22 protein-coding genes and 1 pseudogene are annotated in these 25,241 nt (G+C 53.9%); 19 read left to right on the top strand and 4 right to left on the bottom strand.

From position 1 onward, the window contains the following. Positions 1 to 5: 5 nt before the first annotated feature. Positions 6 to 668 carry a fructose-6-phosphate aldolase gene (gene fsa, locus EDF78_RS23100; protein WP_119825640.1) on the top strand — a complete coding sequence of 221 codons (663 nt, stop codon included), beginning with the start codon at positions 6 to 8 and terminating at the stop codon, positions 666 to 668. Positions 669 to 754: 86 nt separating this feature from the next. Here fsa and EDF78_RS23095 read toward each other — a convergent pair whose 3' ends face one another. Then, complete coding sequence (locus tag EDF78_RS23095; RefSeq protein ID WP_131694083.1) at positions 755 to 1,582, bottom strand: dienelactone hydrolase family protein; 828 nt, start codon at positions 1,580 to 1,582, stop codon at positions 755 to 757. A 194-nt stretch (positions 1,583 to 1,776) separates the two neighbouring features. Between EDF78_RS23095 and katE the strand changes: the two genes are divergently transcribed. The 11 genes and pseudogenes from katE to tatD all read left to right on the top strand — a co-directional run bounded on the left by katE (position 1,777) and on the right by tatD (position 13,300). Then, positions 1,777 to 4,038, top strand: coding sequence for a catalase HPII (katE, locus tag EDF78_RS23090; RefSeq protein ID WP_133824008.1), 2,262 nt, complete (start codon positions 1,777 to 1,779; stop codon positions 4,036 to 4,038). 229 nt (positions 4,039 to 4,267) lie between these two features. After that, the gene (gene udp, locus EDF78_RS23085; RefSeq protein WP_095924264.1) at positions 4,268 to 5,029 is read left to right on the top strand and encodes a uridine phosphorylase; all 762 of its coding nucleotides are present in this window, start codon (positions 4,268 to 4,270) and stop codon (positions 5,027 to 5,029) included. 282 nt (positions 5,030 to 5,311) lie between these two features. After that, positions 5,312 to 5,839 carry a DedA family protein gene (locus EDF78_RS23080; protein WP_095925253.1) on the top strand — a complete coding sequence of 176 codons (528 nt, stop codon included), beginning with the start codon at positions 5,312 to 5,314 and terminating at the stop codon, positions 5,837 to 5,839. A gap of 157 nt (positions 5,840 to 5,996) precedes the next feature. Then, complete coding sequence (gene rmuC / locus EDF78_RS23075; protein WP_133823977.1) at positions 5,997 to 7,538, top strand: DNA recombination protein RmuC; 1,542 nt, start codon at positions 5,997 to 5,999, stop codon at positions 7,536 to 7,538. A gap of 143 nt (positions 7,539 to 7,681) precedes the next feature. Continuing rightward, complete coding sequence (ubiE, locus tag EDF78_RS23070; protein ID WP_095924266.1) at positions 7,682 to 8,437, top strand: bifunctional demethylmenaquinone methyltransferase/2-methoxy-6-polyprenyl-1,4-benzoquinol methylase UbiE; 756 nt, start codon at positions 7,682 to 7,684, stop codon at positions 8,435 to 8,437. Positions 8,438 to 8,450: 13 nt separating this feature from the next. After that, positions 8,451 to 9,059 (top strand): SCP2 domain-containing protein, encoded by a 609-nt coding sequence (locus tag EDF78_RS23065; RefSeq protein ID WP_131694093.1) that lies wholly within the window; start codon positions 8,451 to 8,453, stop codon positions 9,057 to 9,059. Further along, complete coding sequence (gene ubiB / locus EDF78_RS23060; RefSeq protein ID WP_095924267.1) at positions 9,056 to 10,687, top strand: ubiquinone biosynthesis regulatory protein kinase UbiB; 1,632 nt, start codon at positions 9,056 to 9,058, stop codon at positions 10,685 to 10,687. The genes EDF78_RS23065 and ubiB overlap by 4 nt, the downstream gene beginning before the upstream one ends. Positions 10,688 to 10,758: 71 nt before the next feature. Then, complete coding sequence (gene tatA, locus EDF78_RS23055; RefSeq protein ID WP_095925255.1) at positions 10,759 to 11,025, top strand: Sec-independent protein translocase subunit TatA; 267 nt, start codon at positions 10,759 to 10,761, stop codon at positions 11,023 to 11,025. Positions 11,026 to 11,028: 3 nt separating this feature from the next. After that, a pseudogene (gene tatB, locus EDF78_RS23050) lies at positions 11,029 to 11,475 on the top strand (Sec-independent protein translocase protein TatB); the annotation flags it as partial. A 206-nt stretch (positions 11,476 to 11,681) separates the two neighbouring features. Continuing rightward, a complete protein-coding gene (gene tatC / locus EDF78_RS23045; protein WP_013577431.1) occupies positions 11,682 to 12,449 on the top strand; it encodes a Sec-independent protein translocase subunit TatC in 768 nt (255 codons plus the stop codon). A 59-nt stretch (positions 12,450 to 12,508) separates the two neighbouring features. Then, positions 12,509 to 13,300 carry a 3'-5' ssDNA/RNA exonuclease TatD gene (gene tatD / locus EDF78_RS23040; RefSeq protein WP_133823975.1) on the top strand — a complete coding sequence of 264 codons (792 nt, stop codon included), beginning with the start codon at positions 12,509 to 12,511 and terminating at the stop codon, positions 13,298 to 13,300. A 61-nt stretch (positions 13,301 to 13,361) separates the two neighbouring features. Here tatD and rfaH read toward each other — a convergent pair whose 3' ends face one another. After that, positions 13,362 to 13,850, bottom strand: coding sequence for a transcription/translation regulatory transformer protein RfaH (gene rfaH / locus EDF78_RS23035; RefSeq protein WP_195818158.1), 489 nt, complete (start codon positions 13,848 to 13,850; stop codon positions 13,362 to 13,364). 162 nt (positions 13,851 to 14,012) lie between these two features. On the opposite strand from rfaH, the gene pepE reads away from it, so the two are divergent. The 3 genes from pepE (at position 14,013) to fre (ending at position 17,158) form a co-directional block, all read left to right on the top strand. Further along, positions 14,013 to 14,738, top strand: a complete 726-nt coding sequence (gene pepE / locus EDF78_RS23030) for a dipeptidase PepE (protein WP_095924271.1) — start codon at positions 14,013 to 14,015, stop codon at positions 14,736 to 14,738. Between the two features lie 179 nt (positions 14,739 to 14,917). After that, entirely contained in the window at positions 14,918 to 16,408 is a 1,491-nt protein-coding gene (gene ubiD, locus EDF78_RS23025; protein ID WP_133823974.1) for a 4-hydroxy-3-polyprenylbenzoate decarboxylase, read from the top strand. A gap of 48 nt (positions 16,409 to 16,456) precedes the next feature. Continuing rightward, a complete protein-coding gene (gene fre / locus EDF78_RS23020) occupies positions 16,457 to 17,158 on the top strand; it encodes an NAD(P)H-flavin reductase (RefSeq protein WP_095924273.1) in 702 nt (233 codons plus the stop codon). 116 nt (positions 17,159 to 17,274) lie between these two features. Here the strand turns inward: fre and fadA are convergent, their stop codons facing one another. Both fadA and fadB read right to left on the bottom strand, forming a co-directional pair. Next, positions 17,275 to 18,438 (bottom strand): acetyl-CoA C-acyltransferase FadA, encoded by a 1,164-nt coding sequence (fadA, locus tag EDF78_RS23015; protein WP_131694086.1) that lies wholly within the window; start codon positions 18,436 to 18,438, stop codon positions 17,275 to 17,277. Positions 18,439 to 18,449: 11 nt separating this feature from the next. Then, a complete protein-coding gene (gene fadB, locus EDF78_RS23010; RefSeq protein ID WP_133823973.1) occupies positions 18,450 to 20,642 on the bottom strand; it encodes a fatty acid oxidation complex subunit alpha FadB in 2,193 nt (730 codons plus the stop codon). A gap of 189 nt (positions 20,643 to 20,831) precedes the next feature. Here fadB and pepQ point away from each other — a divergent pair, with 189 nt between their 5' ends. Genes pepQ through hemG form a run of 4 tightly spaced genes read left to right on the top strand, consistent with a single transcriptional unit; the run spans position 20,832 to position 24,824 of the window. After that, a complete protein-coding gene (pepQ, locus tag EDF78_RS23005; RefSeq protein ID WP_133823972.1) occupies positions 20,832 to 22,163 on the top strand; it encodes a Xaa-Pro dipeptidase in 1,332 nt (443 codons plus the stop codon). After that, positions 22,163 to 22,774, top strand: coding sequence for an IMPACT family protein (locus EDF78_RS23000; protein ID WP_133823971.1), 612 nt, complete (start codon positions 22,163 to 22,165; stop codon positions 22,772 to 22,774). The genes pepQ and EDF78_RS23000 overlap by 1 nt, the downstream gene beginning before the upstream one ends. Positions 22,775 to 22,811: 37 nt before the next feature. After that, the gene (gene trkH, locus EDF78_RS22995; RefSeq protein WP_095924278.1) at positions 22,812 to 24,263 is read left to right on the top strand and encodes a Trk system potassium transporter TrkH; all 1,452 of its coding nucleotides are present in this window, start codon (positions 22,812 to 22,814) and stop codon (positions 24,261 to 24,263) included. 21 nt (positions 24,264 to 24,284) lie between these two features. Continuing rightward, a complete protein-coding gene (gene hemG, locus EDF78_RS22990) occupies positions 24,285 to 24,824 on the top strand; it encodes a menaquinone-dependent protoporphyrinogen IX dehydrogenase (protein ID WP_119825654.1) in 540 nt (179 codons plus the stop codon). The last annotated feature ends 417 nt before the right edge of the window (positions 24,825 to 25,241 follow it).

Below are 25,241 nucleotides of genomic sequence, written 5' to 3'. Positions count from 1 at the left end.
AGGGTATGGAACTTTATCTGGATACTGCGGATATCAGCGCAGTGAAACATTTATCACGTATTTTGCCGTTGCAGGGCGTGACCACCAACCCGAGCATTGTTGCCAAAGCGGGCACCTCATTGTGGGAAGTGTTGCCAGCCCTGCGTGATGCGCTGGGCGGTGAAGGCAAACTATTTGCTCAGGTGCTGGCCAACCAGACGGAGCAGATCGTGGAAGAAGCCGAATTGCTGCATTCCCGCGTGCCGGGGCTGGTGGTGAAAGTGCCGGTGACGCCAGCGGGGCTGGCGGCGATTAAGATTCTGCGTACCCGCAAAATCCCGACGCTGGGCACGGCAGTGTATGGCGCGGGGCAGGGATTGCTGTCGGCGCTGGCGGGGGCTGAATATGTTGCGCCTTATGTCAACCGGGTGGATGCCCAGGGCGGTGACGGCATTGCAATGGTGACGGAGCTTCAGCAATTACTGACGCTTCATGCGCCGCATGCCAAAGTGCTGGCGGCCAGCTTTAAAACGCCGCGTCAGGTGCTGGCTTGTCTGCTGGCGGGGTGTCAGTCCGTGACTCTTCCGGTGGATGTGGCGGAGCAATTTATCAGCGCGCCCGCCGTGCAGGCGGCAGTCGATCAATTTGAGCAGGACTGGCAGGGGGCTTTCGGGCAACTGTCGTTGTAACGGATGTCATTGCGATAAAAAGCCCGGCAGGAAAACCTGTCGGGCTTTGTCGTTTTTCACGCTTTAAATGATTTCACGCGGACTTTTTATTTCACACCGTACTGAGCAAAGAATGCCAGCATCCGCTGCCAGCCATCGGTGGCCGCTTCGGCATGATAGCTTGCGCGGTAATCAGCATTAAAGGCGTGGCCCGCTTCGGGATAGACCACGATTTCTGCCGTGGCATTGGCGGCCCGGATGGCTTGCCGCATCGTTTCAATGGTATCCGGCGGAATGCTGGAATCTTCCGCGCCATACAAACCCAGCACCGGGGCATCCAGCGCCGCCGCGCGGTCTACCGGATTCGACGGGCTGGTCAGCGTTTTGTCGCCGACCAGTTTGCCGTACCACGCCACGCCCGCTTTCAGCTGCGGATTATGCGCCGCATAAAGCCAGGTAATTCGCCCGCCCCAGCAGAAACCGGTGATGCCTAATTTGGAAATATCCCCGCCGTGCTGGGAGGCCCAATGCGCGGTGTGGTCGAGATCGGAAAGTACCTGCTGATCCGGCACCTTGCTGACCAGTTTGGCAAACAGTTCGCTGATTTCGGTGTAATCACGCGGGTCGCCCTGACGGAAATACAGCTCGGGTGCGATGGCCATATAGCCCTGTTTTGCCAGACGACGGCAAATGTCCTGAATATGTTCGTGTACGCCAAAAATTTCCTGCACCACCAGAATGATCGGCAATTTACCGGTGAACTGTTCCGGACGGGCGAGATAAGCGGGCATATCTTCGCCCTGTGAGGGAATGGTGGTCTGGCCTGCGTGCAACCCGTCGGTATCCGTGTGGATCGTGGTGCTGGCGACGGGAGTGACGGCAGGGGCAAAGCTGGTCGGAGCCTGTTTCAGGGTAAGCAATTCTTCTTTTTTCATCGGGGGTCTCCAGGCAAGTGTCCATACGAAAATTTGTTGCTATGGATTAAAACTATAGCCGGAAAGCATGAACAGCAAGGCACAAGAGATGTTCTATAGTTAAACGTTAATCAGGAAAACTGTCATGGAAGAGTGAAAGAACACCCAAACCTTTGTCTGAGGAGTTATGTCCAATGTCAAAATCACCATCAAAAGTGAACAAGAAAAGTGAGCCAAAACCGGTAAGCCGCGCCCCCGCCACGGGCATTGAGTCTTCACAACCAGGGCTTGGCGATCTGGCGCCCGATGATCGCGCTTATCAGCCTTCGCCTCAGCCGACGCCGCCGGGAAAAGAGCCCACGGCTTCCGGCAGTGCCAAAAGTCCGAAAAATACCAATGCCAAACTTGATGCTCTGGAACGTCATCGTAAACACGGTGAAAAACAGCCGCTGACCACCAATCAGGGCACCAAAATTTCTGATGATCAAAATTCGCTGAAAACCGGAAGCCGTGGCCCGACACTGCTCGAAGATTTCATTCTGCGCGAGAAAATCACCCACTTTGACCACGAACGCATTCCTGAGCGTATCGTTCATGCGCGCGGCGCAGCGGCACATGGCTACTTCCAGCCATACCGCAATATGAAAGACGTCACCAAAGCCAGTTTCCTTTCCGATCCCGAAAAGAAAACGCCGGTCTTTGTGCGCTTTTCTACCGTACAAGGCTCCCGTGGTTCGGCAGATACCGTCCGTGATATCCGCGGCTGGGCGACCAAATTTTACACGGATGAAGGGATTTATGATCTGGTGGGCAACAATACGCCGGTGTTCTTTATTCAGGATGCGCATAAATTCCCGGACTTTGTGCATGCGGTCAAACCCGAGCCGCACAACGAAATTCCGCAGGGCGCGAGTGCGCATGATTCCTTATGGGATTACGTTTCCCTGCAACCGGAAACCTTGCATAACATTTTCTGGGCGATGTCTGACCGCGGCATTCCGCGCAGTTACCGCACAATGGAAGGGTTTGGTATCCATACGTTCCGCTTCGTGAATGCTGAAGGAAAAGCCACGTTTGTCCGCTTCCACTGGAAACCGGTGGCCGGAAAAGCCTCGCTGTTATGGGATGAGGCACAGAAACTGGCCGGGAAGGATGCCGATTTCCACCGCCGTGATTTGTGGGAAGCCATCGAAGCGGGGGATTACCCGGAATACGAACTGGGGGTTCAGCTGATCTCCGAAGAAGACGAGTTCAAATTTGATTTCGACCTGCTCGACCCGACCAAGCTGATCCCGGAAAAACTGGTGCCGGTGGAGTTGATTGGCAAAATGGTGCTTAACCGTAATCCCGATAATTTCTTTGCCGAAACTGAGCAGGCCGCATTCCATCCGGGGCATATCGTGCCCGGCATTGATTTCACCAATGATCCGCTGTTACAGGGGCGTCTGTTCTCTTACACGGATACGCAAATCAGCCGTCTGGGCGGGCCGAATTTCCATGAAATTCCGATTAACCGTCCGACCTGCCCTTACCACAACTTCCAGCGTGACGGCATGCACCGGCAGGATGTGGATACTAATCCGGCGAACTATGAGCCGAACTCCATCAACAATAACTGGCCGAGGGAAACGCCTCCCGCAGCGTCCGGCGGCGGCTTTGAAAGCTATCCGGAACGGGTGGATGCAGAGAAAATCCGCCAGCGCAGCCCGTCCTTTGCCGAGTATTACGCCCACCCGCGTCTGTTCTGGCTGAGTCAGACCACGACGGAGCAGGATCATATTGTCGGCGCCTTCTCCTTTGAACTGTCAAAAGTCGTGCGACCTTATATCCGCGAGCGGGTTGTGGATCTGCTGGCGCATGTTGATCAGGAACTGGCGCAGAAAGTGGCGAAAAATCTGGGTATTACGTTGTCGGCCGATACCCTGAAAATCAAACCACCGAAGCCCGTGAATGGCCTGAAAAACGATCCGTCGCTGAGCCTGTATGCCAGCGGTAAAGGCACGATCAAAGGGCGTCAGGTGGCGATATTGCTGGGTGAAGGCGTGAATGCAGCAGATGTTCTGGAAACCTTGCAGGCGCTTCAGGCTGCCGGTGTGCATCCGAAACTGCTTGGCAGTCATATGGGGAATGTGACGGCCGATGACGGATCATCCTTGCCGGTTGATGCCACCTTTGCCGGTGCGCCTTCCATTTCCGTCGATGCCGTCATTGTTCCGCACGGGCATATCGATGCGTTACTGATGAACGGTGATGCGCGGCATTATCTGCTTGAAGCCTATAAGCATCTGAAAGTCATCGGGTTAAGTGGTGATGCGCGCCGCTTCAAATCACTTCTTGGGCTGACGGATGATGTGCCGGAAGAAGGCGTTGTCGAAGGCGAAAAAGCCGAAGGCGCATTACTGAAAACCTTCCTCGAAGACATGCATAAACACCGGATCTGGTCGCGCAGCGCGGCGGCAGAAGCCGTCCCTGCCTGATTGTGTTCCGCGTTAACTGAAAAACAGGCAACCTTCGCAAAGGAGGTTGCCTGTTTATTCTTTCCGCAATCGCCTGTTAATTTGTGATGCTTGTCACAAATTAAATGTATGCGCAATTCTTGTTGTTACATCATAGTGACGGTCGTCACGAAATAACGTCACAATGTTCAGTACAGTTGCCGGGTGTTCCTCCTGCCAATAAATGACCTTACACACAGAGGAGTTTGTTATGTCTCAGCCTGAAGTTTTCCACCTTGGCCTGGCCAAAAAAGATTTAAACGGCGCGACGCTGGCGATTGTGCCCGGCGATCCTGAGCGCGTGGAAAAAATTGCCAAACTGATGGAAAATCCGGTTCGTCTGGCTTCCCACCGCGAATTTACCTCATGGCGTGCTGAGCTTGATGGCAAATCTGTGATTGTTTGCTCAACCGGTATTGGTGGCCCTTCAACCTCTATCGCGGTGGAAGAACTGGCTCAGCTGGGGATTCGTACCTTCCTGCGTGTCGGTACCACAGGGGCGATCCAGCCACACATCAATGTGGGCGACGTTCTGGTGACAACTGCTGCCGTTCGCCTTGATGGCGCGAGCCTGCACTTTGCGCCGATGGAATTCCCGGCCGTGGCCGATTTTGCCTGTACCACCGCGCTGGTTGCTGCGGCTGAAGCCGTGGGCGCCGCCACTCATATTGGCGTTACCGCCTCTTCTGACACCTTCTATCCGGGTCAGGAACGTTATGACACCTTCTCCGGCCGCGTTGTCCGTCGCTTCAAAGAATCGATGAAAGAGTGGCAGGAAATGGGCGTCATGAACTACGAAATGGAATCTGCAACCTTGCTGACCATGTGTGCAAGCCAGGGCCTGCGCGCCGGGATGGTGGCCGGTGTCATCGTGAACCGTACGCAGCAGGAAATCCCTAATGCGGAAACCATGAAGAAGACCGAAAGCCATGCGGTGAAGATTGTTGTAGAAGCGGCTCGCCGACTTATCTGATTTCCCGTCATCCTTCGAGCCGCAGGTGCGTTGGCTGCTCTCGCGAACCCGAATCACTGACTAATGTCAGCTCATCGGGATTCGTTCGGTTGCCGTCTTCCTGCAACTCGAATGATTTAGGGAAAGGATCGGATTATAAAGAAACTACATCATAGTGATGGGCTGCCGCTGGCGGCCCATTTTTTTGTCCTGTTAAGCAGATCTGTTAAGGTCATGTTAGTAATACATCTGGAATAATTGATGCATTCCGGCTTCGTATCCCTGACAAAAGGAACTGTATTTTTGACTGTTCATGACCTTCTTGAGTACACCACGACCTTTATCCGTGCGCATCAGGTGTGGGCTGCACCCATCGTTTTCTTTCTGGCTTTTGGTGAGTCTCTGGCATTTCTTTCCCTGTTGCTTCCTGCGACGTTTATCTTATTAGGGCTGGGTGCGCTGATTGGCGAAACCGGCATTCCTTTCTGGCCCGTCTGTGCCGCCGCCGCTGCGGGGGCTTTCTTCGGCGACTGGCTTTCCTACTGGGTGGGCGCACATTATCAGGATCGCGTTGGTCACTTCTGGCCTTTCTCCCGCCATCCGCAGATGTTGGTTCGCGGACATGCGTTCTTTGAAAAATGGGGCATGCCGGGTGCGTTTATCGGCCGTTTCTTCGGCCCGCTGCGCGCCGTTGTGCCGCTGGTGGCCGGTATCTGTGGTATGCCACAGAAATATTTCCAGATTGCCAATGTCACCTCTGCGCTGATCTGGGCGTTTGGCATTCTGGCACCCGGTGCTTTCGGCATTCAGTGGCTGAGCCGCTGGTTTTGAATCCTGCTCCCTGTGGCTGACCGCGGCAAGAGGGTAACGGCAAAGAAATTCCCTTTTGGAAGACGTCTCGCAAAGGCTCAATGCAACAGAAAATAGACTGGACATCCATACAGCATGACATTACCTTGGCCGCAAGAGACTTTAAGAGGGAAATCGCGTGGATATCAGCATTCTGACAGCCCTGGGGGCGGGGTTAACGAGCTTACTGGTGGGCTGGCTGATCGCAAGTTTGCGACTACAGCAACAGCAGACGGAGTATGAAACGCAGCATCGTTTGCTGGAGCAATCGCTGGAACAAGCCAAAGCGGAAAATGACACGCATAAAAATGAGCGGCAACTGGCTCAGCAGCAAATGCGCGAGGCAGAGCTGGAGCTCAGAAAGTTGCACAGCCTGCAGGCCGCCAGTCAGGAAAAATTACAGCTGCTGGCGCACTGGCAAAACGAGTGTGAGCAACTGAATCAGGAACTCCGTGCGCAGCGGGAAATCAACAGCGCGCAGGAAGCAGAATTACGTGAGGTTTCCACCCGTCTGGATGAAACCCGCATGGCCGCTGAAGATAAACAACGTTTGCTGATCAACAGCGAACAGCGCCTGAGCAGCCAGTTTGAAAATCTGGCTAACCGGATTTTCGAGCAAAATGGCCGCCGTGCCGACGAACAGAACAAACAAAGCCTCGATAAATTACTGCTACCGCTGCGCGAGCAACTCGACGGGTTCCGCCGTCAGGTGCAGGACAGCTTCGGACAGGAGGCCCGTGAGCGGCATACGCTGGCGCACGAAATCCGTAATCTGCAACAGCTGAATGTGGAGATGGCGCGTGAAGCCGTCAACCTGACCAAGGCCCTGAAAGGCGACAATAAAACGCAGGGTAACTGGGGCGAGGTGGTGCTCAGCCGCGTCCTGGAAGCGTCCGGTTTGCGGGAAGGGTATGAATATCAGACGCAGGTCAGCGTGCAGGTAGACAGCAACAGCCGGATGCAACCCGATGTGGTGGTGAGATTACCGCAGAATAAAGACGTGGTGATCGACGCCAAAATGACGCTGGTCGCCTACGAACGCTATTTCAACAGTGAAGACGACAGCGAGCGCGAAGCGGCGCTCAATGAACACATTGCGTCGGTGCGCGGTCATATCCGTCTGCTGGGGCGTAAAGACTATCAGCAACTTCCCGGCCTGCGCAGCCTCGATTATGTGCTGATGTTTATCCCTGTTGAGCCTGCTTTTCTGCTGGCAATCGACCGGGAGCCCGAATTGATCAGCGAAGCACTCCGCCACAATATTATGCTGGTCAGCCCGACGACCTTACTGGTGGCGTTACGCACTATCAGCAACCTGTGGCGCTACGAACATCAGAGCCAGAATGCCAAACGTATTGCCGATCGCGCTGCCCGTTTGTATGACAAACTGCGGTTGTTTGTCGATGACATGGAGTCGATGGGGCAAAGTCTCGACAAAGCGCAGGGAAGTTATCGATCCGCGATGAATAAACTCTCGCAAGGCCGTGGTAATCTTATCGGGCAGGTGGAAAGTTTCCGCGCACTGGGTGTTGAAGTTAAACGACCGATCAGCCCGTCACTGGCTGAGATTGCGAAAGCGGAAAACGAACCTGAAGACACCGCATCTCTGCCCGATACCTCTGATGCGGAAGAAGAACAGACGCTGAACCCGGGTGAGTTTAATTCTGCTGGCCAGGCATAGCCGGTCGGGGAAGACCCGCACTGTATTTGTGATTCAACATATGAATCTTTGCAATATGTTGAATCACCATCGGTGATGGGGCTTTCGAGCGGGTTCTGATACACTTCTCCCCAAGAGTTCGACTGAAAAAGCAGGCATATAAAATGGAAAAGCAGACGCCGGAAACCACCCATTTTGGTTTTCGTACAGTAGCCAAAGATGAAAAACAGGAAATGGTGGCAGAAGTCTTCCATTCCGTGGCCGCAAAATACGATTTGATGAATGACCTGATGTCTTTCGGTATTCATCGCATCTGGAAACGCTTCACGATTGATTGCAGCGGCGTCCGTCAGGGACAACGTGTGCTCGATCTGGCCGGTGGTACAGGCGATCTGACCGCAAAATTCTCCCGTCTGGTGGGTGAGAAAGGCGAAGTCGTTCTGGCCGATATCAACGATTCCATGCTGAAGATGGGCCGCGAGAAGCTGCGTAATCTCGGCATCGTGGGTAATGTCAGCTACGTTCAGGCAAATGCCGAAGCCCTTCCTTTCCCTGATAACTATTTTGACTGCATCACCATTTCTTTCGGTCTGCGTAACGTGACTGAAAAAGAGAAGGCGCTGCGTTCGATGTTCCGTGTGCTCAAGCCAGGCGGTCGTCTGCTGGTACTGGAATTCTCCAAACCTGTTCTGAAACCGCTGAGCAAAGCCTACGACACCTATTCCTTCCACATTCTGCCGCGTATTGGTGAACTGGTTGCGCAGGACGCAGAAAGTTACCGTTATCTGGCCGAATCAATCCGTATGCATCCGGATCAGGAAACGCTGAAAGGCATGATGGCGGATGCGGGTTTTGAAAATGTGACGTATCACAATCTGACCGGCGGCATTGTGGCTTTGCATCGGGGTTTCAAATTCTGATATGAGTATGCCGATGTTGTTAACGCCGTTACTGACTGCTGCAATCGAGACGCCGCTTAATTATCTGCTTTTCAGAGATCGCAGCATGAAGGCGGCACGGACACGTCTGGCCGGTAAAGTTTTGCGTGTCGAATTGCAGGAACTGAGTGCCCCGCTGACCTTTGTGTTCAGTGAGCAGAAAATTGATGTGCTCGGGCAATGGGACGGGGCAACTGACTGCACCGTCACTTCCACGCTTTCCGTGCTGTATAAATTGCGTGATCGTCAGCAATTGTCGCCACTGATGCGCAGTGGCGAGCTGGTGGTTGACGGCGATATCTCCGTTGTTCAGCAGTTTACGTCATTGCTGGAGATGGCAGAGTTTGAGCCAGCAGAATTCCTCGCGCCTTATATCGGTGATATCGCGGCTCAGGGGTTGAGTCAGGCCGTGCAGGGCGGTTTCCGCTTTCTGCAAAAAGGGCTGAAGCATCAGCAGAGCTATGTGGCGCAAACACTGACCGAAGAGTGGAAAATGGCACCCGGTCCGCTGGAAGTTGTCTGGTTTAGCGATGAGGTTTCTGCCCTTGTGCGGGAGCTGGATGCGCTGGATAAACGTATCGAAAAACTGGAGGACAACCCGTGACGCCTAGGGAAATGCGACGTTTATACCTGATTATCCGCATGTTTCTGATCTACGGCCTTGACGAACTGATCCCTAAAATCCGCTTAACGCTGCCGCTGCGCATTGGTCGTTATCTTTTTTTCTGGTTACCTAATCGTCATAAAGAAAAGCCGCTGGGTGAGCGCATGCGTATGGCGCTGGAAGAGCTTGGGCCTGTCTGGATCAAGTTCGGTCAGATGATGTCCACACGACGTGATCTCTTCCCTCCGCAAATTGCCGATCAGCTTGCTCTGCTTCAGGACCATGTTCCGCCATTTGATGGCGCGAAAGCCCGTCAGCAAATTGACTCCGCGCTCGGCGGCCCGCTGGAAAACTGGTTTGATGAATTCGATCAGACGCCGCTGGCTTCTGCGTCGATTGCTCAGGTTCACACGGCAATCCTGAAAGAGAACGGTAAACCGGTGGTGCTGAAAGTGATCCGTCCGGATATTTTACCGACCATCGTGGCGGATATTCGCCTGATGTCGCGACTGGCGGGCTGGTTACCGATCCTGTTGCCGGATGGTCGCCGTTTACGTCCGCGTGAAGTGGTGCGTGAATACGAGAAAACGCTGCTGGATGAGCTGAATCTGCTGCGCGAAGCCGCCAATGCAATTCAGCTTCGCCGTAACTTTGAAGGCAGCCCGATGCTGTATGTGCCGGAAGTGTATCCGGACTACTGCAGTGAGCGTCTGATGGTGATGGAACGCATTTACGGCATCCCGGTTTCTGATATTGAGGCGCTGAAAAAACAGGGCACCAATATGAAATTGCTGGCGGAACGCGGGGTGCAGGTTTTCTTCACTCAGGTTTTCCGCGACAGTTTCTTCCATGCAGATATGCATCCGGGCAACATTTTCGTGAGCTACGAAACGCCTGAAGACCCTTGCTACATTGGGATCGATTGCGGCATAGTGGGTTCGCTCAATAAGGAAGACAAGCGCTATCTGGCGGAGAATTTCATCGCATTCTTTAATCGCGATTACCGCAAAGTGGCTGAACTGCATGTTGATTCCGGTTGGGTTCCTCGCGATACCAACGTTGAAGAATTCGAATTTGCGATCCGTACGGTGTGTGAGCCGATTTTTGAGAAGCCGCTGGCGGAAATTTCCTTCGGTAACGTTTTGTTAAACCTGTTTAATACGGCTCGCCGTTTTAATATGGAAGTCCAGCCTCAGCTGGTGTTGCTGCAAAAAACACTGTTGTATGTTGAAGGCCTGGGACGTCAGCTTTATCCTCAACTGGATTTGTGGACGACGGCGAAACCTTTCCTCGAAAGCTGGGTTCGCGATCAGGTCGGTTTACCGGCGATGATCCGTGCGCTGAAAGAACGTGCGCCGTTCTGGCTTGAGAAAATGCCTGAATTGCCCGATCTGGTTTATCAGAGCCTGCATCAGCACAAGCTGATGCAATACAACATTGAGAAGCTTTCCTCCCAGATCCATAACCAGGGATCCCGTCAGGGGCAGTCCCGTTATCTTCTGGGTATTGGTGCGACGCTCCTGTTGAGCGGAACTCTCTTACTGTTAGGCGGCGTCGAAGTGTATCCGGCGTGCCTGATGGCCGCAGGTGTCGTTTCCTGGTTAATTGGCTGGAAACGCGCCAGCTAAACATTTGCTGTATATTGAATGCCGTTTGCGAACGGCAATGAATGTCGTTCCTTCCTATTGAGGTGAAAATAATGGGTGGTATTAGTATTACAAAAATCCTGATTCTCGTTGTTCTTGTGGTGCTGCTGTTCGGTACGAAGAAACTGCGTGGTCTGGGTTCTGATCTGGGTGCGTCCATCAAGGGCTTCAAAAAGGCCATGAGTGACGACGACAGCCAGCCAAAAAACAAAGACGCTGACATTTCTCCAACCGATGCTGATTTTGTAGCGAAGTCTGTTGAGAGCAAGCCAGAAGCGAAAGCAGAAGACACCAAGAGCCAAAACAAAGAGCAGGTATAAGCCGTGTTCGATATTGGATTTAGTGAACTGCTGCTGGTATTGGTGATTGGCCTGGTTGTCCTCGGGCCGGAGCGTTTACCTGTAGCAGTCAGAACAGTAGCAGGCTGGATCCGTACGCTTCGTGCCATGGCCGCGTCGGTTCAGAGCGAATTGTCGCAGGAACTTAAACTTCAGGAACTGCAGGATAGCCTGAAGAAAGCGGAAGAATCCGGTCTGAAGAACCTTACGCCAGAAATCAAAGCGTCTATGGACGAGTTGAAGGAAGCGGCAGAATCCATGAAACAGTCGATCAATTCAGGATTGAATCCTGCTGAGAAAGCGGTGGAAGAAGCCAAAGCGGAAGGTAATACCATTCACAATCCGGTTCTGGATGAGGCGGAAGCGCATCACGATGCGGGAGTGTCGCCGGCCAAAGCGGATAACGTGGTTTCTGCACTGGCAACGGCGCCGCAAAGTGCGGAGGATGCCGCGCTGGCATCGAATAAAACGGCACATGCTGCGGCCGTGACGCTGGAAAAAACGTCCGAATCCGCTGCTGATGCTGCTGTTGAGGTTACACCGGCGGTGAAAACCGCAGCTGTTGAAGCACCTGTTGCTGAACCCGCAGTACCGGTTAAACCGGCTTCATCAACTCAAACGACAGGTGAGCGCTAAACATGGCCGTTGAAGATACTCAACCTCTTATCAGCCATTTGATTGAGCTGCGTAAGCGTCTGCTGAATGCCATTATCTGCATCATTGTGGTGTTTTTAGCGCTGGTTTATTTTGCGAATGATATCTACCAGCTGGTGGCTTCACCGCTGATTAAGCAAATGCCGCTGGGCGCGAGCATGATTGCGACTGACGTCGCGTCGCCGTTCTTTACGCCTATCAAGCTGACCATGATTGTGTCGGTGTTTGTGTCTGCGCCCTTCATTTTGTATCAGGTCTGGGCATTTGTGGCACCGGCGCTGTACAAGCATGAACGCCGTCTGATGATGCCGCTGCTGTTCTCAAGCTCGGCATTGTTCTATCTCGGTGTGGCGTTTGCTTACTTCGTGGTGTTCCCGCTGGCATTTGCTTTCTTTGCGAAAACGGCACCGGCTGGCGTACAGATCGCCACAGACATTAACAACTATCTCGATTTCGTGATGGCGCTGTTTATGGCATTTGGTGTGTCTTTCGAAGTGCCTATCGCCATTGTGTTGCTGTGCTGGAGTGGGGTGACAACGCCGGAAGACCTGAAAAAGAAACGTCCTTATGTACTGGTCGGGGCTTTTGTGGTCGGGATGTTGTTAACGCCGCCGGATGTTTTCTCGCAGACGTTGCTGGCCATTCCGATGTATCTCTTGTTTGAAATCGGCGTGTTCTTTGCCCGTTTCTATGTCGGAGGTCGCCGCCGGTCGGATGTCGATAACGAGACCGATCCGGATCAGCCTGCGTAAAAAATCTTTCGTTTTTAAAAACCGCCCTTGTTTGGGCGGTTTCTGTTTCAGGACTTCCCATGTTTGAAATTGGTATTAATCTCACCAGCAATCAGTTTGATAAAGACCGTCCGCAAGTGGTGGAAAGAGCCAGAGCTGCCGGTCTGAGCGGGATGTTGATCACCGGCACGTCAGCGCAGGAAAGTGTGGATGCGCAGAAAATGGCGTCTGAACATCCTGATTTTTGCTGGTCTACGGCGGGTGTGCATCCGCATCAGGCGAGCGACTGGAATGCGCAGGTGGAAGAGAGTATCCGGCAGCTGGCCGGATTGCCCCATGTGGTCGCCATCGGTGAGTGCGGGCTGGATTTCAATCGTAACTTTTCTCCGGCAGATCTTCAGGAAGCCGCTTTCACGGCGCAGCTTGCATTGGCGAAAGCATTGCAGTTGCCGGTATTTCTGCACTGTCGCGATGCCGGTGAGCGTTTCGCGGCCTTGCTGAAACCCTGGCTGTCTGATTTACCGGGCGGCGTGGTGCACTGTTTCACCGGTACCCGACAGGAGCTGGAGCTCTACCTGTCGCTCGGGTTGTCGATCGGTATTACCGGCTGGGTGTGCGATGAGCGTCGCGGACTGGAACTGCGTGAAATGTTGCCGCTGATCCCGGCGGACAGGCTGATGCTGGAAACCGATGCCCCGTACTTACTGCCACGTGATATGGAAAATAAACCGAAAAACCGCCGCAATGAACCGGCTTTCCTTCCGCATATCGTGAAGCAGGTGGCGCTGTGGCGCGGTGAGGATCCACATTGGCTGGCGGATACCACGGATGACAATGCGCGCAGACTTTTTGCGTTGCCCGTCCGCAACTGAAACCCGTAAAAAAGGCACCGCTGAAGGTGCCTTTGTCTTTTTCACTGACCGGAAAGGCCGGTCAGAGTTTCTGAAAGTGCGTATTTTCGATGCTCTGGCGAACCGGCTGATTGATGAGGTTCAGCATCAGCAGCGACCGTGCCTCGCCGTCCGGTTCGGTATAAATCGCTTCGATACCGGCAAATATCCCGTCAGTGATCACCACAGCATCGCCTTCATACGGCGTCTCAGGATCACGTACTTCGACCGATGGCGGTTCCATCAGTTGTTTAATCACGTCCGGCTGTACCGTCGCCAGTTTCGCGCCAAAGCGGATGAAGTGGCTGACGCCACGCGTCGCGTTGATCGTCGTGGTGTGGATCCGCTCGGGGTCAAACTCGATGAACATGTAATTCGGGAACAATGGCTCGCTGACGGCTGTACGGCGTCCGCGCACTAACTTCTCCAATGTGATCATCGGCGTCAGACAGTTAACGTGCTGGCGCTCAAGATGTTCCTTTGCGCGAAGAAGCTGACCACGTTTGCAATAGAGTAAATACCAGGATTCCATAGTTTCCCACATAAAAGCGTCGAGCGGGGCAGCATACCAAAAGCCGCTCATGAGATACAGACAGTGCAAGTCTGTGCAGACTGTCGGCCCGTTATCTTTTATTATCGGAGAAAAGCGCGTTCTTATCCCCTCTATTAGTCTTATTTTATCAGGAGAAGTCTCATGGAGTTGTTCTTACTGAGTAACGGTAAGCTCTCAGGTGAATCAGAATTACTGGGCTACGCGAAAGCCCGTATCCAGACCCTGTTGCAGGCACGCAAGATCACCTCTGCGGTTCTGATCCCTTACGCCCTGATCCGCAGTGATTATGATGCCCGTGCGAAAGAGCTTTCAGATGTGCTGGGCATTGACGTCAGCAGCATTCATCACGCAGAAAACCCGGCAGACGCCATTGCCAGCGCGCAATGTATTCTGATCAGTGGTGGTAATACCTGGATGCTCAATCAGATGCTGCATGAAAACAGCCTGATCGTGCCCATCCAGCGCGCCGTGCGTGAGCGTAATGTGCCGTATATTGGCTGGAGCGCGGGCTGTAACGTGGCGACGCCAAGTATCCGCACCACTAATGATATGCCGGTTCGCAACTCAGTGGTTCTGCCGTCGATCGGGCTGTTCCCGGTGCAAATCAATCCGCACTACATTGACGCGCATTTAAGCGGTCATATGGGAGAAACCCGTGACGAGCGTATTGCGGAATTCTGTGCGGTCAATCCGTCCGAATCGGTGATTGCCCTGCGTGAAGGCAGCTTGTTGCAGGTGTCCGGCAATGATCTGAGTTACTTCAGTGCTAAAGATCAGGGCTTTAAAGTTTTCCGTCACGGACAGGAAACGCAGGAATATCAGGATACTCAGGCGATTCAGTCTCTGGTGCCTTTTAACTGCCTGTGATGAGTGGCTCAATATCACTTCCGCACCGTCAGTCCAGAAATACCGGGGCTGACGGTTATACTGCTTTTTCGTTATGAGAGATTGTTTACTAATAACAAACCTGCTGATAACAAAAAGGCAGCAACAACCCCGGAGAGGCTCTATAATGCCCTCCTTCAACCCGGCGACTCAGAATCAGCATGAAATACCGTGATTTACGTGACTTCCTCTCGTTACTCGAACAGAGAGGCCAACTGAAACGCATTAGCCAGGAAGTCGATCCTTATCTGGAAATGACCGAAATTGCCGATCGTACCCTGCGTGCAGGCGGCCCGGCGCTTTTGTTCGAAAATCCAAAAGGCTACGACATGCCGGTTCTGTGCAATCTGTTCGGCACACCTCAGCGTGTGGCGATGGGCATGGGAAAAGAGGACGTCAGTGCGTTGCGTGAAGTCGGTGAATTGCTGGCGTTTCTGAAAGAGCCTGAGCCGCCGCGCGGTTTTCGCGATTTATACGACAAAGCGCCGAAGTTTAAACAGGTGCTGAATATGCCGACCAAGGTGCTGCACTCCGCGCCTTGTCAGCAGCAGATCTGGGAAGGTGATGCGGTCGATATCACTAAAATTCCGGTGATGCAGTGCTGGCCGGAAGATGCCGCGCCGCTGATCACCTGGGGGCTGACCGTCACCCGTGGCCCGAACAAGCCGCGTCAGAATCTGGGCATTTATCGCCAGCAGGTGCTGGGCAAAAATAAAGTCATCATGCGCTGGTTGTCCCATCGCGGCGGCGCGCTGGATTTCCAGGAGTGGTGCCAGCAGAATCCGGGGCAACGTTTTCCGGTTTCCGTGGCTCTGGGCGCCGATCCGGCCACCATTTTGGGTGCAGTGACGCCGGTGCCTGATACGCTTTCTGAATATGCTTTCGCCGGATTGTTGCGCGGCAATAAAACGGAAGTGGCGAAGTGTATTTCAAACGATCTGGAAGTGCCTGCCAGCGCCGAAATTGTGCTGGAAGGGTATATCGAACCGGGCGAAATGGCGCCGGAAGGCCCTTATGGCGACCATACCGGCTACTATAATGAAGTGGACAGTTTCCCGGTGTTCACCATTACACACATGACGCAGCGGAAAGACGCTATCTATCATTCCACCTACACCGGACGTCCGCCGGATGAACCTGCGGTACTGGGGGTGGCGCTGAATGAAGTGTTTGTGCCGATTCTGAAAAAGCAGTTTCCGGAAATTGTTGATTTCTATCTGCCGCCGGAGGGTTGCTCCTACCGTCTGGCTGTCGTTACCATGAAGAAGCAGTATGCCGGTCACGCGAAGCGCGTGATGATGGGCGTCTGGTCATTCCTGCGTCAGTTCATGTACACCAAGTTTGTGATTGTGTGCGACGACGACGTGAATGCCCGCGACTGGAACGACGTGATTTGGGCGATTACTACCCGGATGGATCCCGCGCGGGATACGGTTCTGGTAGAAAATACGCCGATTGATTATCTCGATTTCGCCTCCCCGGTGTCGGGCCTCGGCTCAAAAATGGGGATGGATGCGACCAACAAATGGCCGGGTGAAACGCAGCGTGAATGGGGGCGTCCGATTGTGAAAGATCCGGAAGTCACCGCGCGTATCGACGCTATTTGGGATGAACTCGCTATTCTTAATGATAAAGACGATGTGAAAAAATAATCGAACCTTTGTCCTACGCTTTGATTTGACGACCCACAGAGGGAACGCATGACAACATTGAGCTGTAAAGTGACCTCGGTTGAGGCGATAACCGATACGGTGTATCGGGTCCGGCTGGTTCCGGAAGCGCCTTTCTCGTTCCGCGCGGGTCAGTATCTGATGGTAGTGATGGATGAGCGCGACAAGCGTCCGTTCTCACTGGCCTCCACGCCTGCTCAACATAATGTGATTGAGCTGCACATTGGCGCGTCTGAACTGAATCTGTACGCGATGGCGGTAATGGATCGCATCCTGAAAGAACAGGCGATCACCGTGGATATTCCTCACGGCGATGCCTGGCTGCGGGAAGACGGCGAACGTCCGCTGGTGCTGATTGCGGGGGGAACCGGGTTCTCTTACGTACGTTCCATTCTGATCACCGCGCTCGAACAGCAACCTCACCGCGACATCTCCATTTACTGGGGCGGCCGTGAGCTGAAGCATTTGTATGATCTGTCTGAGCTGGAAGCGATAAGCATCAATCACCCGAACCTGAAAGTGATTCCGGTGGTTGAACAGCCGGAAGACGGCTGGCAGGGCAGGAGCGGCACCGTGCTGAGCGCGGTTTTACAGGATTTCTCCTCACTGGCTGAACACGATATTTATATCGCCGGTCGTTTTGAGATGGCTAAAATCGCCCGTGAACGTTTTGTCGCGGAACGCGGTGCGCTGGAAGATCGTTTGTTTGGTGATGCCTTCTCGTTCATCTGATTGAACAACGAAAAAGCCCGCCCCTGACAGGCGGGAAAACGGCAACTAAAACGGGTAAGACAGATTGATCAAAGCGGGCTGAATGCCCGCTTTTTTGTTTTTGCAGAAAGGGAGGGTCAGACGCGTTCGAAAACGGTCGCGATGCCCTGACCTAAACCGATACACATGGTCGCAACGCCAAACTGGACATCGCGGCGTTCCATCAGGTTCAGCAAGGTGGTGGAAATGCGCGAGCCGGAACAGCCGAGCGGGTGACCGAGCGCGATGGCGCCCCCGTTCAGGTTGACGCGATCTTCCATGCTTTCCAGCAGTCCCAGGTCTTTCACACAAGGCAACGCCTGTGCGGCAAAGGCTTCGTTCAGTTCGAACAGGCCGATGTCCTGCACGCTCAGTCCGGCGCGTTTCAGTGCCAGACGCGTTGCAGGAACCGGACCATAACCCATGATCGACGGGTCGCAGCCGACCACCGCCATCGCACGGATGCGGGCGCGGGCTTTCAGACCTAACGACGCCGCGCGGGATTCGCTCATCAGCAACATCGCTGATGCGCCGTCGGACAGCGCCGAGGACGTCCCCGCCGTGACCGTGCCGTTCACCGGATCGAAGGCCGGACGCAAGGCCGCCAGCGTGGCGACTGTAGTTTCCGGGCGGATCACTTCGTCGAAATCATAACGGGTCAGCACGCCGTCGGCGTTATGGCCTTCGGTTGCCACGATTTCATTGGCGAAATGCCCCGCGATGGTGGCCGCATGGGCACGCTGGTGTGAACGTGCGGCGAATTCATCCTGCATTTCACGGCTGATCTGGTGCATTTTCGCCAGCATTTCAGCGGTCAGTCCCATCATCCCCGCTGCTTTGGCCACAGTTTTGCTCAGGCCGGGATGAAAATCGACGCCGTGATTCATCGGCACATGGCCCATATGTTCCACGCCGCCGATCAGGCTGACCTGCGCATCGCCGACCATAATGGCGCGCGCTGCGTCGTGCAGTGCCTGCATGGAAGAACCACACAGGCGGTTAACGGTGGTCGCCGGGACACTGTGCGGGATTTCCGCCAGCAATGCGGCGTTGCGGGCTATGTTGAAGCCTTGTTCCAGCGTCTGCTGCACACAGCCCCAGTAAATATCATCAATCTCTTTGGCGTTCAGCGCCGGATTGCGGGCCAGCACGGCGCGCATCAGATGTGCGGAGAGATCTTCAGCCCTGACGTGGCGGAATGCACCGCCTTTCGAACGGCCCATTGGCGTGCGGACTGCGTCAACAATGACTACGTTTTCCATGATTTCGGTCCTTATGCCTGATTACCGGTGCTGAAGTTTTCCAGCGGAGCCGCAACCGGATAATAACTTTCATTGGTTTGCGCTTTGGCGCGTAACCCGGCCGGTGCCTGATACATCGGCCCCAGATGGGCGTACTGTTCGGTCATTTTCAGATATTCGGCGGTGCCGAGGGTATCGAGATAACGGAACGGACCGCCGTGGAACGGAGGGAAACCGATGCCGTACACCAGCGCCATGTCGGCTTCCGCCGGGCTGGCAATAATGCCTTCCTCAAAACAGCGCACCACTTCGTTAATCATCGGGATCATCATGCGGGCGATGATGTCCTGCGGTGAGAAATCCGCGTGTGCCGGTTTCAGGTTGTCGGCCAGCAGGCTGATCGCCTGTTCATCGACGTCCTTACGCGGCTTGCCTTTGCTGTCTTCACTGTAGCGGTAAAAACCGAGCTGATTCTTCTGGCCGAAACGACGGTTATCAAACAGCACATCGACGGCATCACGGTAATCCCGCGCCATACGGTCAGGGAAACCGGCGGCCATCACCGCTTGTGCGTGGTGCGCGGTGTCGATACCAACCACATCCAGCAGATACGCCGGGCCCATCGGCCAGCCGAACTGTTTTTCCATCACTTTGTCGATCTGGCGGAAATCGGCACCGTCACGCAGTAACAGGCTGAAACCGGAGAAATACGGGAACAGCACGCGGTTAACGAAGAAGCCCGGGCAGTCATTGACGACGACCGGCGTTTTCCCCATGGTCAGCGCGTAGGAGACGATGCGTGAAATCGTTTTGTCTGAAGTTTTTTCGCCACGGACGATCTCCACCAGCGGCATCCGGTGAACCGGGTTGAAGAAGTGCATGCCGCAGAAGTTTTCCGGACGCTTCAGCGAGGAGGCCAGCTGATCGATGGGAATGGTCGAGGTATTCGACGCCAGCACGGTATCGGCATCGAGCAGCGATTCCGCTTCCGCCAGAACGGCAGCTTTGACTTTTGGATTCTCTACCACGGCTTCAACGACCACGCTGGCGCGTTCAATGCCGGTGTAATCCAGCGTCGGATGAATGGTGGACAGCACTTTAGCCATCTCCATGCCGTCGAGTTTGCCGCGCTCGAGTTGTTTGTTCAGTAATTTGGCCGCTTCGTTCATGCCGAGCGTCAGCGACTGGTCGTTGATGTCTTTCATCACCACCGGCACGCCTTTCAGCGCCGACTGATAGGCGATCCCGCCGCCCATAATCCCTGCGCCCAGTACCGCAGCCTGTGTCGGTTTATCACTGCCGTGAGCCAGTTTTTTGGCTTTGCCTTTCACAAACTGATCGTTGAGGAAAATGCTGACCAGCGCGCGGGCTTCTTTGGATTGCGCGAGGGGCACAAAGCTGGCGGTTTCCAGTTGCAGGGCTTCATCACGGCCAAGACGCGCCGCCGCTTCAATGGTTTTCACGGCAGTCATTGGCGCCGGATAATGTTTACCGGCATTTTGCATGACCATGCTTTTGGCAACGCTGAAGCTCATCGCCGCTTCAATCTGGCTGAGTTTCAGCGGCAGACGTTTCGGATCACGGCGGTTATGCCAGTCCAGTTTTCCGTCGACGGCGTTTTTCAGCATGGTAATACCGGCATCGCGCAGTTTGTCGGCATCTACAACGGCATCCACCAGCCCGATTTTCAGGGCCTCTTTCCCGCTGATATTTTTACCGGCGGCGATAATTTCCAGCGCACTGTCGGTGCCGATCAGACGCGGCAGGCGTACCGAGCCGCCGAAGCCCGGCATAATGCCTAAGCTGGTTTCCGGCAAGCCAATGCGGGCATCGGCGGTGCTGATGCGAAAATCAGTCGCCAGCACACATTCACAACCGCCGCCCAGCGCATAACCGCTGATGGCAGACAGTGTCGGCACCGGCAGGTCTTCCAGACGGTTAAAAATGCTGTTGGCGAAGTCCAGCCACTCATGCAGTTTTTCTGCGGGTGCGTTGAATAAAGAAAGGAATTCAGTGATATCTGCGCCAACGATGAACGCCGGCTTGGCCGAACTCAGCAGCAAGCCTTTCAGCTCAGACTGCTTTTCAAGTACGGCAATCGCTTCGCCCAGGCTGGCGACCGTTTGGGTGTCGAGTTTGTTGACCGAGCCTGGAGCATCAAACACCAGCTCCGCGATACCGCCGTCGAGCCAGTGCAGGTGTAATGTTTCGCCTTGGTAGAGCATGTGTCTCTCCTGAATCATCGGGGATGATCTGGTATGACCAGATGCTTTGGAGTGTGGTTTTTATGTTAATAATTTGCAAATGAGATGTGTTTTATTTGCAGGCAAGATCACAAACCTTCGGGGACTATGGTCGCGGTAAGGCTGTGGTAAGATGCTGCATCGTCTTTCAGGTGAAAAAAGGACAGTTGGATGGAATCGCTTACTACGCTTTATAAAGAACATATCGCCACGCTGCAGACGCGTGCCCGTGAAATTCTGCAACGTTCTCAGCTTGATGCGTTACTGATTCACTCCGGTGAATTGCTGACGACCTTCCTTGATGACCACAGTTATCCTTTCAAAGTAAACCCGCAGTTCAAGGCCTGGGTGCCGGTCACGCAGGTGCCAAACTGCTGGCTGTGGGTGGATGGCGTGAATGCGCCGAAGCTGTGGTTCTATTCTCCGGTGGATTACTGGCACAGCCACGAGCCGCTGCCGGAGTCCTTCTGGACCAAAGAAATTTCCCTGACGCCGCTGGCCAATGCCGATGACATCAAAGGCCAGTTGCCGGTTGATCTCAAACGTGTGGGATATATTGGTTATAGTCAGGATCGCGCGATCAGCATGGGTATCCCTGCCGGGAACGTGAACCCGAAAGCGGTGCTGGATTTCCTGCATTATCATCGTGCCTACAAAACAGATTATGAACTGGCCTGTATGCGTGAAGCGCAGAAAGTGGCCGTCAGCGGACATCGTGCGGCGAAAGAAGCCTTCCTGTCCGGCATGAGCGAGTTCGACATTAATCTGGCGTATCTCACCGCCACCGGACACCGTGATACCGATGTGCCTTACAGCAACATCGTCGCGCTCAATGAACACGCGTCCATTTTGCACTACACCACGCTCGATAATCAGCCGCCTGCCGAAATGCGCAGTTTCCTGCTGGATGCCGGTGCGGAATACAACGGTTATGCCGCCGATCTGACGCGTACCTATGCCGCCAAACCTGACAGTGATTTTGCCGCGCTGGTGAAAGATCTCAATACCGAAGAACTGGCGTTGATCGATACGATTAAAGCCGGTGTGCGCTATACCGACTATCATGTTCAGATGCATCATCGCATCGCCAAATTATTGAAAGCGCACAAGCTGGTGGTGGATATCAGTGAAGACGCCATGGTGGAACAGAACCTGACCGGGCCTTTCCTGCCGCATGGTCTGGGGCATCCGCTGGGGTTACAGGTTCACGATGTCGCCGGGTTTATGCAGGACGATACGGGGACACATCTGGCCGCGCCTTCGCAATATCCTTATCTGCGTTGTACCCGCATGCTGGAGCCGGGGATGGTGCTGACCATCGAGCCGGGTCTGTATTTCATCGATTCGTTGCTGTTACCGTGGTGCGAAGGGCAGTTCAGCAAGCACTTTGCCTGGGATCGTATCGATGCGATGAAGCCATTTGGCGGTATCCGTATCGAAGACAATATTGTCATCCACGATAACCGTATCGAAAATATGACACGCGACCTGAAGCTGGCCTGATGCAGCCTTACTCCGTCCCCGCTGAGCCAGTCAGTTTCAGTGAAGAGATAAAGAAAAGCCGCTTCATCACCTTGCTGGCGAGAACGGAAGGGATTGAGGCCGCAAAAGCCTTTATTCAGGATGTCAGACATCAGCACCCTGCAGCGCGACATCACTGCTGGGCGTTTGTGGCTGGCGCGCCGGATGATTCTCAGCAACTGGGCTTTTCTGATGATGGCGAACCGGCGGGCACAGCCGGTAAACCCATCTTAAGTCAGCTGATGGGAAGCGGGGTGGGAGAGATCACAGCCGTCGTGGTGCGTTATTACGGCGGCATTATGTTGGGCACCGGCGGGTTGGTGAAAGCCTACGGTGGCGGTGTTCAGCAGGCATTAAAACAACTTATCGTGCAGCAAAAGGTGCCGCTGGCCGAGTTCGCGGTGCAGTGTGATTACAGCCAGCTACAGCTGGTGGAAACGCTGCTTTCGCAGGTGGGCGGACATATTTTACGCAGTGAGTTTGGCGCTGCGGTGGATCTCGTTCTGGCGTTGCCTGCGGCGGATGCGCCGGCAACGGTCAGTCACTTATTCGATATCAGCCGTGGCACGCTCATTCTGCGTCCGGTTTCTTAAATTTTTCTATGGTTAATTCGCTGAGGAACGCACCAGCATGCATTTTCGTGCCATAACACGCATTGTGGGGGTGCTCGTCATCCTTTTCTCGGGAACGATGATTATTCCCGGCCTGGTCGCTTTAATTTACCGCGATGGTGCGGGGCGTGCGTTCAGTCAGACCTTCTTCGTGGCGCTGGTGATCGGCCTGCTGCTCTGGCTGCCAAACCGGAAGCAAAAAAGTGAGCTTAAGCCACGGGAAGGTTTCCTGATCGTGGTGCTGTTCTGGACGGTGCTGGGCAGCGTCGGGGCACTACCTTTTCTGTTTTCCGAGCGGCCAAATCTTTCCCTTACCGATGCTTTCTTTGAATCCTTCTCCGGTCTGACGACCACGGGCGCCACTACGCTGGTCGGGCTGGATTCGTTACCGAAAGCCATCCTGTTCTACCGGCAGATGCTGCAGTGGTTCGGCGGGATGGGGATCATTGTGCTCGCGGTGGCGATTCTGCCCATACTCGGTGTCGGTGGGATGCAGTTGTATCGTGCCGAAATGCCGGGGCCGCTGAAAGATAACAAGATGCGCCCGCGAATCGCTGAAACCGCCAAAACGCTGTGGCTTATTTATGTGCTACTGACCATTGCCTGTGCACTGTCCTTATGGGGCGCAGGCATGCCGGTCTTTGATGCGATTAGCCACAGTTTCTCAACTATCGCCATCGGCGGCTTCTCGACGCACGACGCCAGCATCGGGTATTTCCACAGCGGAACCATCAATACCATTGTGGCAGTTTTCCTGCTGATCTCCGGTTGTAACTATGGTCTGCACTTTGCGGTGCTGAGCGGGCGAAATCTCAAGGTGTACTGGCGTGACCCGGAATTCCGTATGTTTATCGGCGTGCAGTTCACGCTGGTGATCATCTGTACGGTGATTCTCTGGATCCACAATACCTACGGCTCAGGGCTGGAAACGCTGAATCAGGCATTCTTCCAGGTGGTCTCCATGGCTACCACGGCGGGATATACCACGGACAGTATTTCCAAATGGCCGCTGTTCCTGCCTCTTCTTCTATTATGTTCTGCCTTTATCGGTGGCTGTGCCGGTTCTACCGGTGGCGGCCTGAAAGTGATCCGCATCCTGTTGCTTTACTTACAGGGCTCACGCGAGCTGAAAAGGCTGGTTCACCCGAATGCGGTTTACACCATTAAATTGGGTAACCGCGCATTGCCGGAACGTATCATTGAAGCGGTGTGGGGTTTCTTCTCCGCTTATGCGCTGGTGTTTATTGTCAGTATGCTGGCGATTGTGGCGACCGGCGTGGATAACTTCTCCGCTTTTGCCGCCGTGACTGCGACACTCAATAACCTCGGGCCGGGCCTGGGGGTAGTGGCGGATAACTTTGCTTCGATGAATTCGGTGGCGAAATGGATCCTGATCGTCACCATGTTATTTGGTCGTCTGGAAGTGTTCACATTATTAGTGCTGTTCACGCCGACGTTCTGGCGGGAATGAGTTTAGGAAAGGGAAACCAGTATGAAAGCGTTGATACTCTATTCAAGTCGTGACGGACAAACGCATGCTATCGCTTCTTATATAGCGAATGAGCTGAAAGAGAAGTGCAGCTGCGATGTGGTCGATCTGGCTCATGCAGAGCGCGTCGATCTGAAAAGCTATGACCAGGTCATGATCGGTGCCTCTATACGTTACGGTCATTTTAATCCGGTGCTGGATAAATTCGTTAAAAAGCATGCCGGTATCCTTAACCACATGCCGTCGGCATTTTTCGGCGTTAACCTGACCGCGCGTAAACCCGAGAAACGTACGCCGCAGACGAATGCCTATGTGCGTAAGTTCCTGCTGGCGTCACCGTGGGAGCCGGCAATGTGTGGTGTCTTCGCCGGCGCATTACGTTATCCGCGCTATCGCTGGTTCGACAAGGTGATGATCCAACTTATTATGCGTATGACCGGCGGTGAAACGGATACCCGTAAAGAAGTCGAATATACCGACTGGCAGCAGGTGGCTAAATTCGCTGAAGATTTTGGGCAAATATCGTATAAAAAATCGCACTAATGCGGGCTAAATAGTCGTTTAGACCAAAAAGAAAGCATTCAGAAAGTTTTTTGAAATTAGGGGTTGCGGCCTTCTGAGAACTCCCTATAATGCGCCTCCACTGACCGGGAACAACGACTCCTCTAACGAGAACCAAGTCGCCCAGTTAGGAAGAATCAACCCGGTGAAAGCACCGCATCTTGTAAAAGAAAATGGTTGACTCTTCAGGGGGAAAGAGTATTATCTGCCTCCCACGTCGCTGAGTTAAGTCTCGCAACGTACGCTCTTTAACAATTTATCAGACAATCTGTGTGGGCACTCACAAGACGATATCAGCCACCTAGGTGGCAAAAAATATCAAGTCTTAAAGAGTGACCAAGCAGTAATTCATTTAGTTGACTTGTTCAACTATAAGAGTACTACGAAAGTTAATTTTTG

Source organism: Rahnella sp. BIGb0236, from assembly GCF_004364755.1.
In the GTDB taxonomy this organism is placed as follows: Bacteria; Pseudomonadota; Gammaproteobacteria; order Enterobacterales; family Enterobacteriaceae; genus Rahnella; species Rahnella victoriana.
The sequence above is the reverse complement of the archived record's forward strand: the minus strand, read 5'-3'. Positions and strand labels throughout refer to the sequence as shown.